General features: G+C 33.6%; 10 protein-coding genes. 3 read left to right on the forward strand and 7 right to left on the reverse strand.

Annotation, left to right across the window (positions count from 1 at the left end; all coding sequences use genetic code 11):
- Nucleotides 1–143: 143 nt before the first annotated feature.
- Genes I6U51_RS11920 through I6U51_RS24755 form a run of 3 tightly spaced genes read right to left on the reverse strand, consistent with a single transcriptional unit; the run spans nucleotide 144 to nucleotide 1,432 of the window.
- Nucleotides 144–737 carry an RNA polymerase sigma factor gene (locus I6U51_RS11920; protein WP_343069643.1) on the reverse strand — a complete coding sequence of 198 codons (594 nt, stop codon included), beginning with the start codon at nucleotides 735–737 and terminating at the stop codon, nucleotides 144–146.
- Between the two features lie 55 nt (nucleotides 738–792).
- The gene (locus I6U51_RS11925; RefSeq protein ID WP_200888058.1) at nucleotides 793–951 is read right to left on the reverse strand and encodes a hypothetical protein; all 159 of its coding nucleotides are present in this window, start codon (nucleotides 949–951) and stop codon (nucleotides 793–795) included.
- A 22-nt stretch (nucleotides 952–973) separates the two neighbouring features.
- Nucleotides 974–1,432, reverse strand: a complete 459-nt coding sequence (locus I6U51_RS24755) for a hypothetical protein (protein WP_246517301.1) — start codon at nucleotides 1,430–1,432, stop codon at nucleotides 974–976.
- Between the two features lie 185 nt (nucleotides 1,433–1,617).
- Here I6U51_RS24755 and I6U51_RS11935 point away from each other — a divergent pair, with 185 nt between their 5' ends.
- From I6U51_RS11935 to I6U51_RS11945, 3 genes are all read left to right on the forward strand, one after another.
- On the forward strand, nucleotides 1,618–2,277 hold the full coding sequence (locus I6U51_RS11935; RefSeq protein ID WP_211142833.1) for a helix-turn-helix domain-containing protein: 660 nt from the start codon (nucleotides 1,618–1,620) through the stop codon (nucleotides 2,275–2,277).
- 18 nt (nucleotides 2,278–2,295) lie between these two features.
- On the forward strand, nucleotides 2,296–3,558 hold the full coding sequence (locus I6U51_RS11940) for a double zinc ribbon domain-containing protein (protein WP_211142834.1): 1,263 nt from the start codon (nucleotides 2,296–2,298) through the stop codon (nucleotides 3,556–3,558).
- A gap of 72 nt (nucleotides 3,559–3,630) precedes the next feature.
- Nucleotides 3,631–6,483 carry a DEAD/DEAH box helicase family protein gene (locus I6U51_RS11945; RefSeq protein ID WP_211142835.1) on the forward strand — a complete coding sequence of 951 codons (2,853 nt, stop codon included), beginning with the start codon at nucleotides 3,631–3,633 and terminating at the stop codon, nucleotides 6,481–6,483.
- A gap of 41 nt (nucleotides 6,484–6,524) precedes the next feature.
- On the opposite strand, the gene I6U51_RS11950 is transcribed toward I6U51_RS11945, so the two are convergent.
- From I6U51_RS11950 to I6U51_RS11965, 4 genes are all read right to left on the reverse strand, one after another.
- A complete protein-coding gene (locus I6U51_RS11950; RefSeq protein WP_211142836.1) occupies nucleotides 6,525–7,862 on the reverse strand; it encodes a DNA methyltransferase in 1,338 nt (445 codons plus the stop codon).
- 4 nt (nucleotides 7,863–7,866) lie between these two features.
- Nucleotides 7,867–9,735, reverse strand: a complete 1,869-nt coding sequence (locus I6U51_RS11955; RefSeq protein ID WP_211142837.1) for a DNA methyltransferase — start codon at nucleotides 9,733–9,735, stop codon at nucleotides 7,867–7,869.
- Nucleotides 9,701–10,063, reverse strand: coding sequence for a helix-turn-helix domain-containing protein (locus I6U51_RS11960; protein ID WP_024400923.1), 363 nt, complete (start codon nucleotides 10,061–10,063; stop codon nucleotides 9,701–9,703). The genes I6U51_RS11955 and I6U51_RS11960 overlap by 35 nt, the downstream gene beginning before the upstream one ends.
- 709 nt (nucleotides 10,064–10,772) lie before the next feature.
- Nucleotides 10,773–15,692: a trypsin-like peptidase domain-containing protein gene (locus tag I6U51_RS11965; RefSeq protein ID WP_211142838.1), complete on the reverse strand. Its 4,920-nt coding sequence runs from the start codon at nucleotides 15,690–15,692 to the stop codon at nucleotides 10,773–10,775.
- Nucleotides 15,693–15,724 lie beyond the last annotated feature (32 nt).

The following is a 15,724-nucleotide window of genomic DNA, read 5'->3' on the forward strand; positions in this document are numbered from 1 at the left end:
GATAGTAACTTTGTGTTTAAGGCTCATATTCCATCTCCTTTCCGGGGGCGATTCATCTGCCCCTCACCGATAAGCGAAAAAGAGAGTTCTTTCGAACCCCCTTTTGAGAAAAGATTTTTTATAACGGGTCCTTGCGAACCCTATTAGGATAGAATTTTTCTAAGTCGTTCTTGAAGCTTCTTAAGGCGACCGCGAATAGCCGCTTCTGTGACACCTTCTTCTGCTGCTATATCAGTGTTGGATCTTTTCTCAAGGTACACTTTTTTGAAGAGTTCTTTTTGCTGAGGTAAAAGACACTCCATTGCCTTGGTTAACTTGTCCAACATATTTTGATGCTGAGCTTCATCTTCTGCTTGGGTAATTAGATGTTCAGGATTCGTAGTATCATCTGCAAGATACTTATTGCGGTCATTTGCCGCTTCCTCTTCACCATCATGATAAGCATCCAGATGTGTTGTCACTCGATAATCGTACCGGCGCTGCTCGTCCACTTCGTCATCATCCATAGTATGTAAAAGCTCGATATCAGCTTCGGTGACTCCATCTTCACCTGGGGTAATCACAATCTTTGTTCCTTCAGCAGTGTAATAAATGTAGTTAGTTCTCTTCTTTTTACTTGTTTTGTACGCTCTTTTCATAATTTGACTCCTTTGGTTTTCAAAATTTGGCTTTGAAAAATCCGCAGGAGCCGGTTTTCTTTTATCCGCAGAGCAGAAAAAAAGACGGGCAGGAAGCACTTTCAAAGTGTTCATCCTGTCCGTCCAGCGGCTCTGCGGATTATTTCGGGTTAACTTAAGCTATCTTTATGACTTCATTATTTTTGACTTCATAGGTTCCATCATCTAGGAAGCGAATGACAGTACGTATACCTTTATGTACTATTTCAACAATTTTCTGACTTGAATCAATGCGGCAAACAAGCTTCCCAGAACTATTTTTTATACTCTGCATAATGTTGAACCTCCCTCCTTATCTACTGTTTGGAATTACTTAAAACAAACAAATGCTCCCATTTTTCATTGGGAAAAGCTTTCAAAAAACCACCAATTGCCTTTTTGCCTCCTTTTCGTGCACCTCTAAGCAGTCTGTTAGCTTCTGTTACAGAAACACCCATGTGCCTTGCTAAATCACTTCCAGACCAACCTAGTGACTGCATTATTCTTTTAATATACGGAATATTAGGAACAATACTATCAAAAGCATATGGGTACGAACTTTTTAGTTCGGTTTCAGGTAAAATAAAAAGCTGCCTTTTATCAGCCTCGGGAAAAGCTTTTGTTATACCAGATATTACTTTTCTACCGCCTTTACGTTCTCCATTTAAAACACGATTTGCCTCAGAAACTGAAACATTCATTCTTCTTCCTAATTCAGCTCCAGTAAGTCCCTCTTTCCTTGCTAATTCTCTTATATAGTCAGTGTTAATTTTCATTTTTACCTCCTTCTTGAACTTTTAGGTTCGGTTTAGGTTAAATAAAAAACCACTTCTATAAAATGGTTTTCTTTTATTTTAGATTATCAAGCATTGAACCTTTTGTCAATAAACTTATTGGTTCAAAAAATAAGTATTGCGTTTTGGTTCGGTTTGTGATATTCTTCTTCTAGGAGGTGAGTATTGTGGCTGAAACAGCAATTGGAAAATACCTTAAGGCAGCACGTGAAGCAGCTGGTATTAAAAAGTGGGCACTGGCTGAAAAATCAGGAATTAGTCATACAGAAATTCATAGAATTGAAAACGGTGATAGAGCTAACCCATCAATCAAGAATATTAAGGCCATATGTAAAGCATTAAATATTCCCGTGGAGGAAGCTTTAAAAGCAGGTGGATATATTAGTGCTGCCACTGATATGGATTCTTATCTTGAAGAACTATTTAATGAATCTAATCCTAAAACCATTGCAGAAAAAATAAGATCTTTAAGAAAATCCAAAGGACTCAGTATTTCAGAATTAGCAAATTTATCCAACCTATCACCTCATAAAATTGAATCCATGGAGTCTGGCGATAAACTTTGTGATTATAATGATTTTGCTTCCATTACTAGAGTTTTTGGCATCCCCGCTCTACGGGTATTAGCAGAAACAGAGTCTGCGGAAGATCTAGTAAATTCTACTAAGAGTAGTGGAGATGAATTGCTTGAAGGCTTATCTAAGTCTGAAGAATTAGTAAAAACACTATTTAGAGCAAAAGATGCTCCAAAAGAAACAATGGATAAAATGGCCGAATTCATTAATATCGTTTTAAAGCAAAGCGGAATATCTGATGACAACAAATAACAAAAGGAGGTGAACGTGTTGGCAGCTAAAAGCATTCCAAATAAGCCCAGATATGATTACGTAAAACGCACAGCACGTAAAATTTTATTGTCAAACAATATAAATTCACTTCCGACTGATATTGATTTGATTTTTAAAGCTAACAATATCATTTTATTTTCTGAATCTGAAGCTGAACAAATTGCTATGAGCGATTTGCCCTATGAATTTAAGAACAACAAAGATATTCAAGCTATTACACAAAAGAGAATTATTCAAGGAAAATCAATATATATATCTATTGTAAAAGATCGTAATAGGGTTCCGGGTAATGTTCGTTTTTCCAAAGCACATGAATTAGGACATATATTCTTGAAACACTTTGAGGAGTTCGATCTTCCGTCCTCGCTAAACATTAGTAATTCTCACGAATATTGGGTTCTAGAGCGTGAAGCTGAAATGTTTGCTGCAGAATTACTTGCCCCTACAGCAATTCTCCGCGCATGCAATTGCTTTGACAAAGAAAGTATAAAATCACTTTGTAATTTATCTGAAGAAGCATCAGAATATGTAATAAGTGACATTAGACGCGATTATCATCTCATGGAGCGTGAAAAAGCTGCACTTGAATGCCAATTTGATGACTTCATTAGAAATAAAAAATACTTACTTCTCACATCACCTGCATTTTGCGGCAATTGTGGAGCACCATTAAAACCTGCAGATCGATACTGCATAATGTGTGGATTTAAAACGACCAATAACGTAAACATAGATAAGGTATTTTTATACCCATCAACTATTCAGTTAAAAAGCACTGGACGTGTCTACTATTGCTTGAGATGTGGAGAAATTGACTTACCCTTATCTTCAAAAATATGTAATGTCTGTTCGGCTCCATTATACAATCTTTGTACAAGCTGTAACAGTAAACTATCTGGAAATGATAGATTCTGCGGTTCTTGTGGAGGGGTATCATCTTTTTTCCAAAGCCGCTTACTGGAGAGTTGGGCTGAAGTACAAAATAGTTTGAATAGCGTACACAAGAATCAAATACTCAACTATAGAAAAATTAATTTTTGGGATTATATCATAGAAAAACTATTAGACAAAAATAAACTTGATGTCCATAGGGCTTTATTTGGGTCATGTGGTTATGATGATTGTGGTAAATTGATTATTGCATTTGAATCAGAAAGTAATAATTTGATTGATAAGGATGTTATTCTTGCTGAAATTAATGCTATTTGTTTGCCATATTTTGATACTACATATGACGATATAGATATTATACATACTTAAACAACTCAATAATTAAAATTTCTGATAGAACAAGGTAGCTCCTTGTCTCTATCTCGTAGGAGGAGGGTTCTTATGATTTTTAATAGTATATTTTCTAAAAAGTATACTTCGTGGGTGGAGTTAGAGGCTGCAATTGAATCAATTGAAATTCCTAAAGAGAAAGGTACTGCTTTTGAACAGTTTGTCTTTGCCTATTTCACATATTTTAAGGATTTGTATCTTATCTCAGAGCTATATATGGAAAACTCAATCCCAATAGAATTGAGAAAAAAAGTAAAACTAGAGAACCGAGATAGTGGTGTAGACGGCTTAATAGTTAAAGAAGATGGAAAAACTGTAGCCTACCAGGCCAAATTCAGAAGCGGTCAATTATCCCCTTCTTATGATGAACTAACTTCATTTTGGGCTGAGTCTGAGCATGCTGATGAGCGATGCATTTTTGCAAACTGCTATGAGCTACCTCAACAAGCTTACAAAAAGAAAGATCAATTTTTTGTATTAAGAAATGAATTAAGTAGCCTAGAACCAGAATTCTTCGAGTGGTTGTACTCTTATGCGACAACGGGTGAAAGCGAAACACGTGTTCAAAGGTATACACCTAGGCCTCACCAAGTTAAAATGATATCCGATGTTCTTGAGGGATTTGCAACAGAAGAAAGAGGAAAAATGCTTGCCGCTTGTGGCACTGGTAAGACCCTTACTGCATTATGGATAAAGGAAGGTCTATCGGCAAAAAATGTACTATTTGTTGCTCCCAACCTTGCTCTTATAAAGCAAACTCTTGAAGCTTGGATGCCACAGGCAAAAGCTCCATTCACCTATCTTTGTGTATGTAGTGATGCGACAGTAGCCGAGAATGCAAAACATCTAGAAAATGATGATTTCCAGGCAGATGCTTCATATATCGGTGTTCCGGTTACTACCGATCCAGAGAAAATTCTTAATTTTATAAAATTCGAATCACCGAAAGACAAGGTTATATTCTCAACATACCAATCGTTAGATGCCATAGTTGGAGCATTAGAAAAAATTGATGGATTTACTTTTGATATTGCTTTCTTCGATGAGGCTCATAGGACCGCCGGTAATAAAGATACTCAAATGTTCATTATGGGTATGAATGATGCTTTTATCCCTTCCGAAAAACGGTTATTCATGACAGCTACAGAAAGATTTGTTAATCCTCGTATAGTCGGGAGAGCACGTGAATATAATTATGAAGTCTTTTCTATGGATAACTATGAACAGTATGGCCCGACATTTACCTCACTTCCTTTCAGATCTGCTATTGAACAAGGAATAATCAGCGATTACAAAATAGTTCTTTGTTGCATGAAAGAAGGGGAACTAAAAAGTATAATTGATAATAATCTTGTTCTAAATATTGGGGATAGGGAAGTGGATTCGCAGAATCTATTCAAACAAGTTCTTCTCGCAAAAACCATGAATGATATTGGGATTAATAAAGCAATCTCCTATCATCGCGATATTGAATCTGCAAAACGCTTTATTTCATCTGCAAATGGTACTAACTTAAACGAAGTAATATCTGGTATTTCTAGAGATACAGTCGTTTCAGATGTATATTGTGACCATATAAATGGAAGTATGTCTGCTGGAGCTAGAAAAGCAATTTTTGACGAATTTATAGCATCTCCATTTGGTGTAATTTCTAATGCTAGATGTCTCACAGAAGGTGTTGATGTACCGATAATTGATGCTGTATATTTTGCTGATCCCAAAAACTCAGTTATCGATATTATCCAAGCTGTGGGGCGATCATTACGAAAAGTAAAAGATAACCCTGACAAAATTTCGTATATAATAATTCCGGTTATTATCGCTGATGAGGTTTCTAGTTTTGAAGATATTGATCCCGAGAATTTCAGCACACTGCATACTGTTGTACAAGCCTTAAGAGACCAAGATCGAATTCTTGCAGACTATATTGACAAACTAAATCTAAAGCTAGCAACAGGCGAGAGGCCTAGGGGTGAAGACGATGGCGACTCCCCAATAATCATAGAGGCAACAGAGCAGCTAGGAATTGATGATATAGCTGGGAAAATTCTTTTACGAGTTGCTGAAGTAAATAGAGACCCAGCAAATATATCCCGGGAATTTATTTTTGAACCAAAGTCTCGTACATCAGGAGTAGAAAGAGGAGATTTTACTACTATCGGAGACTATAATCTTGAATCATATTGGAAATCTTGTGTAATAGCTACTTTGCAAAAATATGAATCTTTTGATGTAGGGCTTCCACGTACTGCTATAGCGATTGATCATAACAATGTTTCACATGCTGTTAAGATCGGTGCTATAATCGAAAAAGAACGTAAATTCTATGTAACTGATATTGGCCGTAAGTTATTTGCATGTTCTTCTTTTGAAGAAGCTGCACCAATATTTGAAGAACAATTATTAAAGTTTAACAAGTTAGCGGCAATTACTAGGTTTCCACATTTTCCGTACCGTTATGCTTTAAGGGTATTAGCACAAGTAGGTAAAATATCGAAATTTGAATTTGCCTATGCATTATTTATAGCTAAAGATATAGGAGAGCGCGGTGTTAGTGAAGCCTGTGAAAGGATATCATACCTTAGAGATACTTATCCTTGTATTGAAAGTTTAAGTGAAGCTAACAAAGAAATAGTTTTGGCTGCTCTTAACGAAAAGTTCGATACAACACTTAAGCTCATTGACATTTGGTCTTCTAGAACAACCCTTTACAACCAGTTTAATTACCTTAAGAAGCACCTTACAATATGGCAGGGAGTAACTGTCTCAGGAACTCCAGAAATAACGCTTGCCCCTAATGGAACGGATAGAATTAAAGAGCTTCTTGAAAAAACAAACGAGATAGAAACATGTCCTATGGATAAGCTTATAACGAATTTTATTACTTTCAAAAGTTGGCTTTGAAACAAATTGCCGCAGGTGAGAAAATCATCTGCGGCAGTTTGTTATTCTTTCACCAATTCTACTATACTCTCCCTTAATACATTTTTTAAATATGGAAAACGCTGCAACTGTTGAGCCGATGTTCGGCACTTTCTGCATTCTATGATACTTTCCACTCTAAATCCAACTTGCTCAGATAAATAAGCTAACAACAAATCCGTTGGAACTATAACGCCAACATAAGCAGATTGATCAATAACTATATATGTTTTTTTGCCTTTTTCAAGACAAAGACCGCACTGCTTAATTATTTCTTGCATGTCAGAAAAATACCCCTTAATCATATTAGGAACCTTTCTGGTTCTCGAGTCCCTTTTTCCAGTCTCTGCTTCTTTTTTAGGAATCGCCTTTTCAATTTCTTCTGCAATAATATTTATATATTTATCTGACTCTTTTTGCTCTTTTACACCAATGAATGACCTTACCGCTTGCTTTCTAAAATCGTTAATTTCTTGAATATTAGTAGCAAAATCGCCAAAAACAAGTTCTAATTTATATGATTCAAAATAATCAAATGAATTCGGGTATGGTGGTGAAAAAATAATTGTCCCGGCCTTTAAATTCTTTGATTCGTAATTCTGTTTATATATTTGATATAAGTTTTTAGCACTATCTGCAATACATTCTCCTTTGCCTTTTATATTACTTGATGTAGATTCTAAATCGTTCAGAATTTCAGTTGCTTTATTAATAAAAACATCTCTTACATCTGAGACCTTTGTGTTAACTGTTTTTAAACCATTACCATCTCTCCGACGGTTAGAAGAGCTCTCAATAATACAAAGGAATGCAGTTTTCAAAATCAATTGCACTCTCGTGTCATCTATATTGTCTATATAATCTTTCAAACTGCAAAGCGTCTCAAAATTTCTTTGAGTGAAATACTTTTTTATGTCATCATATTTATTTGTGCTAGATATTTTAAATTCCGGTAAATCTCTCACTAAACTTTTAATTAATTGCAACTCTTTTTGCGTGTATTGCTGCATTTTAACATTAGCTATAAACGCTGATAATGGATTTACGTCTATGCCAAATCCATAGTATCCATTAAGAACAGCAACCACAGGAGTTGTTCCAGATCCACTGAATGGATCTATTATTACTTCATCCTTAGCAGCACCAGAATCTCTAATTAATTCCTTTATTAAATTACCTGAAAACCCTTCTCGATAGCGAAACCATTGATGAAATGGTACGTCAGCGTTCTCGGAAAAGTTTACAGAATTACTATATTTATATGATAAGTCTTTAATTTCATATCGACACTCTAATTGTAAAATAAACTGCTGTAATTCCTTACTTTCATATATCTGCCTTTCATTAAGAAGTTCTTTCATAGCATTACTGCTCCTTTTTGACCCATTTTTCATTAATGTAATTAAGCTTTTTCTTCAACAAATTATCTACATAGTCATCGGAATATGTTTCAACTTTAAGCATTTCTTCCTCGTTGTCAATATGTTCTACAATATATGCCATAAGCACGCAGACAAGCTTAGAGAATATTTTTTGATACAGCTCAGTGGTAGAATACCTTTTGCGTTTCTTATATAGATGTTCAATCTGCATATCAATATTTTTCTCAATTACCTGCTGCAACGTGTATCCATTAAGAACTGAAATTGCAGGGTTCTTTCCTTTAACAAACGAATATATGAAATCACCATGGATATTTCCTGCGTATCTTAAATGCGCAGTATTTTTATAAGATTTAATAAAATCTTGGAAGATTACTCCATCATCCGGAAGATAAAAGCCAGCCCTTGCTACAGCCTTCATCATTGCAATCCATACCTTAATATTCTTATTGTTGAATGTAAAGACCATATAACCGCCGTCTTTCAAAACTCTATTACACTCTGCGTAGATTTTATATAGTAACTCCTCATAATCCGTTTCGGTTTTGGCCCCTGATACTTTTACCTTTCTATTGACAACTGCTTCTTCATCCTTAAAAATATAATCATTTAATCCACTAAAGGATTCGTACCATGCATTCCAAACAGCTGATAATTCAGCATATTGTACGTTACTCCCATAAGGCGGGTCTGTTATTACTACATCGATAGATTTATCGGGTATTGGAAGATCACTTGAACTTCTGTTTAATACTAGATAACCACCTTTTTTTCGTAATTCATCGAAAGAATGCGCCTCTTTGCACCCTTCAGGTAAATTCTGCTTTGAATATTTAACTCCGGCAAGTATACTTTTTGCTCTTTTGAAAATGATATCTACAACGTTGGTTTCTACATATTGGTTCGGAAGCCAAAATGCGTGTTTGTCCATTGAAGTAGGGTTGCCATTTTCCCAATTATCTGTAACCCTTGTCATGTTATTTGTATACCTCAATGCCGAGCTAAATAGAAAATATAGCATCTCATATATATCCTGTGGTAATTCTGATTTTTTAGAAATAATATCGTTAAAAATAGAACAGTTTATAGCATAATTTCTATCTGTAAAAAGATCCTTATATTCAGTAACACCTCGTTCTTTTAGTTTATCTTCATGTTGTCTATCCCAATCCATGGGTATCTCAAAATTAGGACTATATTTTAGTCTATTTGCTGTATCTAATAACTCGTCATAATTGCAAATTTGCGTTTTAGAATCTATTTCCCTTGTTTTGATTTCATTGGTTGCATTCGATCTATAGCGCACACGTATCGGAAGACTACCATTTGGTATACCTTCAATCCTTCTAACTCCACTGTGACCCTCGCAAGATTTATTCGAACACTGATAAATGCCATTCTTAATTTTATTATCTTCTGTTAGAACTATTTCTTGACCACAATGAGGACAAAGAACAATATACACCCATTCAGTCCATTCACAAATGCCATTATCATTACCAAAGTCAACAAAATACCATCTTTCATATTTCTCCCGAATCTGGCTACAGAAATCTTCGTAAACTTTCTTTAATAGATCAATATCCCCATTGAACATCTGCATCCTTGAAATAAAAGTTGCTAATGGATTTATATCTACACCTATTACTTTTCTCTCTAAAGAAGCCCCTTCAAAAACTGTTACTCCGCCACCACAAAAGCAATCCAATATAATATCATTCTTATTTGAATAATGTCTAATTAAATTATTAAAAACATTATAAGGTCTTCTGGCAAAGTATTTATGCATTCTATATTGAGGAGTATGTCCTTTAGCTTCAATTGATTTCTTTATTGGTTTTACCTTTTTCATGATGTTCTTCCTTTCCCTCGTCCATTTTCTTTGCCCGAATTTCTTCTAATAAATCTTCTCTTTCCAGTAAGTAATCATATATGTCGACTGGAATTTCCCTCCGCTCACTAGCAGCTAAGTCAAAAAACTCAACCTTTTCTTCTTCACTTAACTGCAGTGCTTCTGCCAACGCATATTGAGTTTTCTTATCTGGAGGATTCTTTTTCTTTTTTATAATTTCACCAAGATAAACAGCCGAAATATTAGCTAAAGAAGCAAGCTTACTGTTAGTAAGATTTATAGCATCTCGTTTACTTACTAAAAATGAACTGAATGATTTATATTTCACAAATTAACCCCCATTCTATAAGCATTGTGCTTTATGCTCTATGCTATTAGCTAATTGCTAATAGCATAGCATTTTTTCTGCAAAAACGCAATGAATTTCTTCGACTCCTGATATCTATCCTGTCTCCTCAACCCCTACAAAAATAAGCGTTATCTAATCTGTCAACTCAACCCTATCACTTTCATGGTAGTTGATATGTTTCCTCAAAGAATAAAAATAAGGGTTTTCTGACATTAATCTCTCGACAAAGTTGCCGAGAAAAAAATGCAATGTCAGGAAACCCTTTATTTATCAGTGTTTTAAATAGTCCTATTTATCCACCCTTGACATCAATACCACCGTCTCCACATGCCCTATATGCGGAAACATATCAATTGTAATTCTGCCAAAAAGTGCACACCCCTTAATTAAAAATCCATAGAGGTGTGCATGTCCAACATAAAAATCTATATATCTGAGTTTAAATCTTAAAATTTCTCACTCACTTTTTCTCAAAAAACAGCAAAAGCCCTTGAAATCAAGAGCTTTCTATATGTATCAAAATTATATTTCTTATTTGGTGGAGACGAGCCTCGTTGAACCCCTATCTGAAGAATATATTCTTTATCTCAACTACCCATTATTAGCCTACCCAGTATATGGATATTGGGGGGTTCGTTTTGTTTCCTATACATATTTTAACAAAATAACCAACTTTAAATTTATTTTATTATAGTTCATCTCTTAACATAAATCCTACTGTTGACCCCTGTTCAACCATAAAATTCAAAATGCACATGATTTTTTCTTTAGTAGCTTTTTCTCTCTTAATTTTACTTTGCCACCTATCAGTAATATCAACCATATATCTTTCAAGATAAAACATTGTATTTATCATAAGACTTTGCTTTTCTAACCATGGGTTATCTTTTACAATGCAAGAGATCCAATCAACTCCATAATCAAAAAAGCACGTTCCAATAGAATTTAGCAAATGAACAATTCCATGTAAGGTAGCCTTATGAAATCCTAAATCAGAACTAACTTTTTTATAAAAATTAGTTTGAGCACAGCTTAAAGAATGCCATTCCTTCGCTTTTTTTTCCCATATATAAGAGGCCAACATATACTCTGTCAAAATAGATTCACATTCACGCTCTCCACTATATGCATACCTACTATCCATTGCCTCTTGCGTTTGGTGCTCCTTCTCGGAATCAACTATTGTCACTATTTTATTGTATAGCTCATCCCAAATTTTCCAAAAAACATCTACGTTTTTATACGAATCTTCTTTAATAATGAGAAAATATAAAAACCGTTGAGTCCATTCATTCTTTTCTAAAATCGCACTAATTATGCTCATATAAAGAGGTATTTCATCACAAGTACGCTGTAAAAGAAACTCAGCAATCTTCTCCCAAATATTCCAGATAGCCTCAAAAGTATGTGCTTTTTCTTCTTGCCCTATTTGAATTTTTGCTTGAAACACACTAATTAGTTTCTCTATTATGTCAATCAATGAACCATCCTGTGTGTCGGATGGTATCATATTTAATGTGTTTGAAATCGTTTCAATAGTGCAATTACTAATAATAGCTTCTTCAATAAAGTATTCACTGCTAAATAAGGCATTAATTAATGATTCATTTTCTTCCCAAAAACTTCTATTTAGTTCATCAAAGTTCATTCCATATTTTCGCATTACTTTATTATTATACATATCAGCGAGGCAAAGATTTATTTTGATGAAGTACAGTATATTTTTAGATTTTAATTTTGAAATTATCTCTATAATCTTTTTTTGAAAATCCTTGCCTTTTACAATTAATAGATATGTAATGATAAACCGAATTTCATCACATTTTTCGTCCTCTAGCTGCAATATAACCATTAATCCTTCAAGTATTGCTTCAAATCCTAATCCATTCATAAAGACTTGGTTTGGATATTTGCATAATTCATATGCTGCATTTAGTAAGTTTACCTTACAAAAATCAATTTCTTGAGGCAACAGTTCAGACTGAAAATCTCGCAGCATAACACATGATATGCTATATATTAAACCTTCTACAAGAATAGCTTTATCACGGTGCTCTTGAATAAACTGTGGTATACCTACCATTTCATTATATGCTTTCTTTGGATTGGTTTCATAATCTATGTACTTCTCATAATTACTTTCATTTCTATCGAGTCTGAATTCAGACCAAAGTTTTAATTGCATCAGTCTGGTAATTGGTTCAATTTCTTCATCGTTTTTCTTTATCATTTTTTGAACAGATTCGCTTAACTCAGGTTCCATTGCCACATAAGACTGTTCATCTATGTCAACTTGTTTGGCCTGCATTCTTCTTAAATCCATCTGTGATAAATATAATTCCCATAGATTGTCAGAATCTTCTCTATTACTCTGTGCTTTGATGACTTGCAATTTCTCATCTATTTTTTCATATATATTTGCGATAAATTCTTTTCTATGTTTTTCATCAAGATGTTCTATTGGAGCTACTTGATAGTTTAGAATTATAAAATCTAAAGTTTTGTTTCGAAACTTCTCTTTTAGAGTTTCCTTTCTCTCATTGACATAGATTACATTCTCCCCTCTTGCACCCAAAGCACTAATTCTAATCAGCTGAGTTAATGATTTTTCTTTACTGAATCTTATTCTATCCTGTGTAAATATTTCTTTAGTATCCATAAGCATTAATGCTATATGGTATGCTTTATTGGGATTAGCTATAATCGCACTAACAACTACTGCCGTAACGGAAGCTGATTTAGATTGTGTTATCAAATACTTTAATAACTGCTCATATTCTTCAACAGTTTCTTTTTCAGCTTCTTCAATTAACCATTTTTCTAATGTAGCCATCAAACACTGTATAAGACCAGGTCCTGGTTGAGTAGCTCTATACATTTGCCATATTCTCGTACTACAATGCTGTAACACAAAATTATTATCGACTCTAATTTGAATTTTTGTATAATCATTTTCATATTGATGAAACATATTTGAAGTAACAAATTTTTCAATTGTGAAATTAACCATTTTCAAAATGAAATCCAATGATTCTTGTTTTTCTACTTTTAAAAGCCAATATATTGGTGTTTGATACGCACTATGATGATTATAGTCAAAACAATGTCTTGAATTTATTCCAAAACTTGTTTCCCAAGAATCTCTGTAATAGTACCTATCTTTTTTCGTATCCAGCCAGAAATACTTTGCAATATTCATGGTAAGTTTTGCATTACTTTGTGCAAGATACATTCCGTCAAGGCTAGTCAACGCATTCTCAAATAGTTTACTATACTTATCGCTACCATTAACAACTTTCTCAAAAAATGCTTCTATTTTATCGCCTACCTCTGCCGCTCCTTTTAAAATTATACTAATTAGTCTATCTTCAATAGAATAAAGTCTAGTTCTTGTCTCATATATCGAACATGCAATTTTAGCAGCCAGTTTTGTGATATCACCTGCATTATAATTTCTCACCCAATCAAGTAAAAACTCCAAAACTATATCCATTTGTTTTTCATCTATAGCGACATTTTCCAAGTTTTCACTAAGGAAAAGAATTGTTGCCTCCCAACCATAACCTTTGGGAATAGTGAACATTAAATTGCCATAACTCTTTTTTACTGCAGTTCTAAGTAGAAACACCATCCTGTAAAATAAAATGCTTTCACTTTCAATACACTTAGCTTGATACTCTTTGTAAAATTCATAACAATATTTAGACTCCAAGATAGCAATATAAGTTTCATCAAGCCAAACCCTATCAATTCCTCCATTTTCGATTATCTGATTCAAAAGACTCTTAACGTCTTGCCTATTGTCCTCAATATTCATAATAATCCATTGTCTATAAGCCCGCCTCATTGAAATTGAAGGAATCAGATTATTAAAAAACATTAAAAATTTATTACTATATTCATTAAAGCATTCTTCAACCATCTGTTCTAAAGACCACTCCTCATAAATATCATGAGTAAAGAAATATCCTTGCTTTTCATCATAATCCAAAATATCATCGCTAATTAATGCTGATAATGCTTCATAATCTTCTTGAGTTATTTTATCCTCTCTAATGTAAAAGGTTTGACTCTCAGACTTAAGCCTTGCCAATTGAAAAATCATTTTTTTCCTTCTTGTATGAATTCTATTCTTAACATTTGGATAACCAAGTATTTTTAATCTCCAGAGTTCTTCTTTAAATTCCTTAACTGTACTTCGTATTGCATTATTTTGATCAGCAACTTCTAAATACTGGTTGAGATAAAACGGTACTCCAATTAACTCCATAATTCTTTTGTTCTGCGGAACAGCCACCCCACAATCAACCAACAATTTCTTAATTTGTTCCTGCACTACAACTGAAATACATAGTTCCTTCATCTGAGCTTGTGAATGTATACGTCTTAATAAATATTTTAAATTTTCAGTAAAGGACGTTCTTACTGTAAAAATAAATTTCCATCCCTTGCGAATAGCTTCATAATAAAATTCCTCAAATGCATTATTTTGCTCTAACTCAAACAACGCTTCAGCTGAATCAATCAGAATATGTTTCTCCAGTTCATCATCGAAATAATCAAAGAAGTCATAGCATGTATAGTTGCCATATTCCATAAATATATTCTTGAGCTTATTAACTCCAAACTCAACTGCCTTCCAAGAAAACAAAATTGGATTCTCATCATTTACCCAGTGCTTAATAAATGATGTTTTGCCAACTCCGCCTTCACCCGAAATGATTACAACTTCTCCACCAAATAAATTATTTAATTTTACTTGTTTCTGATATAATTCATCATTAAAGTGCAAAGTATTTCCTTTATAATATATATTTTCTTCTATCCTCCGAAGCAAAGCTTCTGTACGATTCTTCATATTATTTATAAAAGAGCTAATGCCATTCATATTGTTAAAAATTGGCGTTGGTTCTTTAGAAAGTGAAATATCACATCCATATAGCTCCTTGATTTTATCTAGATACCATTCTATATGCCATATATAAAATATGTAATAAAATGCCTCTCCATCTTCATTTACTGGGATTTTTTTTGTAACACCAAGAAGATATATTTTATTACCAATTTCACAATATAGTGGACCACCTGACATGCCAGCAACTTCTTCTTCAAAATATCTTCTTGTTCCAAATTGATATTTTAACGTTAGCATAATACGTGGGCATTCATAGTTTTCAACCATAACATGAATAGGCAAATAAGGTAAGTCAATCCCCTCCTCATCTATTAATGATGGAAATCCTGCCAATTTCACATCATAATTCATTTCTAAAGAAAAGTTTTTTGGCAAAATCATATTATCTTTTTTAGAAAACCATTTTAGTTTTTCTATATAAATAACTGCAACATCTAAATCTTTATCATCACTTTTATCATACAGAACTTCAATTATCTTAAATTCTTCTTCATAAGCTTCTTTAAATTGACTCTCTATCTTAATATGTTCTATATTACCATCAAATTCATCAATCACATGATATACAGTTAAAATTGCATCTCTTTCTGTATCAGGCAAAGACACAATAATCCCAGTTCCCTGCTTAACTTTACGACCATTGTCATCAATTAATGTTATTTTTAAAATAGCTTTCTTTATATCATTGTTCATTTGTTCCTCCTACAATCTGTTACGTTCCACAA

The organism is Clostridium aciditolerans, from assembly GCF_016316925.1.
In the GTDB taxonomy this organism is placed as follows: Bacteria; Bacillota; Clostridia; order Clostridiales; family Clostridiaceae; genus Clostridium_AM; species Clostridium_AM aciditolerans.

Bases quoted from the DNA above. Each gene is read 5' to 3' on its own strand.
- I6U51_RS24755 (WP_246517301.1), bottom strand. From the start codon at position 1,432: ATGAAAATTAACACTGACTATATAAGAGAATTAGCAAGGAAAGAGGGA.
- I6U51_RS11955 (WP_211142837.1), bottom strand. From the start codon at position 9,735: ATGAAAAAGGTAAAACCAATAAAGAAATCAATTGAAGCTAAAGGACAT.
- I6U51_RS11950 (WP_211142836.1), bottom strand. From the start codon at position 7,862: ATGAAAGAACTTCTTAATGAAAGGCAGATATATGAAAGTAAGGAATTA.
- I6U51_RS11965 (WP_211142838.1), bottom strand. From the start codon at position 15,692: ATGAACAATGATATAAAGAAAGCTATTTTAAAAATAACATTAATTGAT.
- I6U51_RS11925 (WP_200888058.1), bottom strand. From the start codon at position 951: ATGCAGAGTATAAAAAATAGTTCTGGGAAGCTTGTTTGCCGCATTGAT.
- I6U51_RS11945 (WP_211142835.1), top strand. From the start codon at position 3,631: ATGATTTTTAATAGTATATTTTCTAAAAAGTATACTTCGTGGGTGGAG.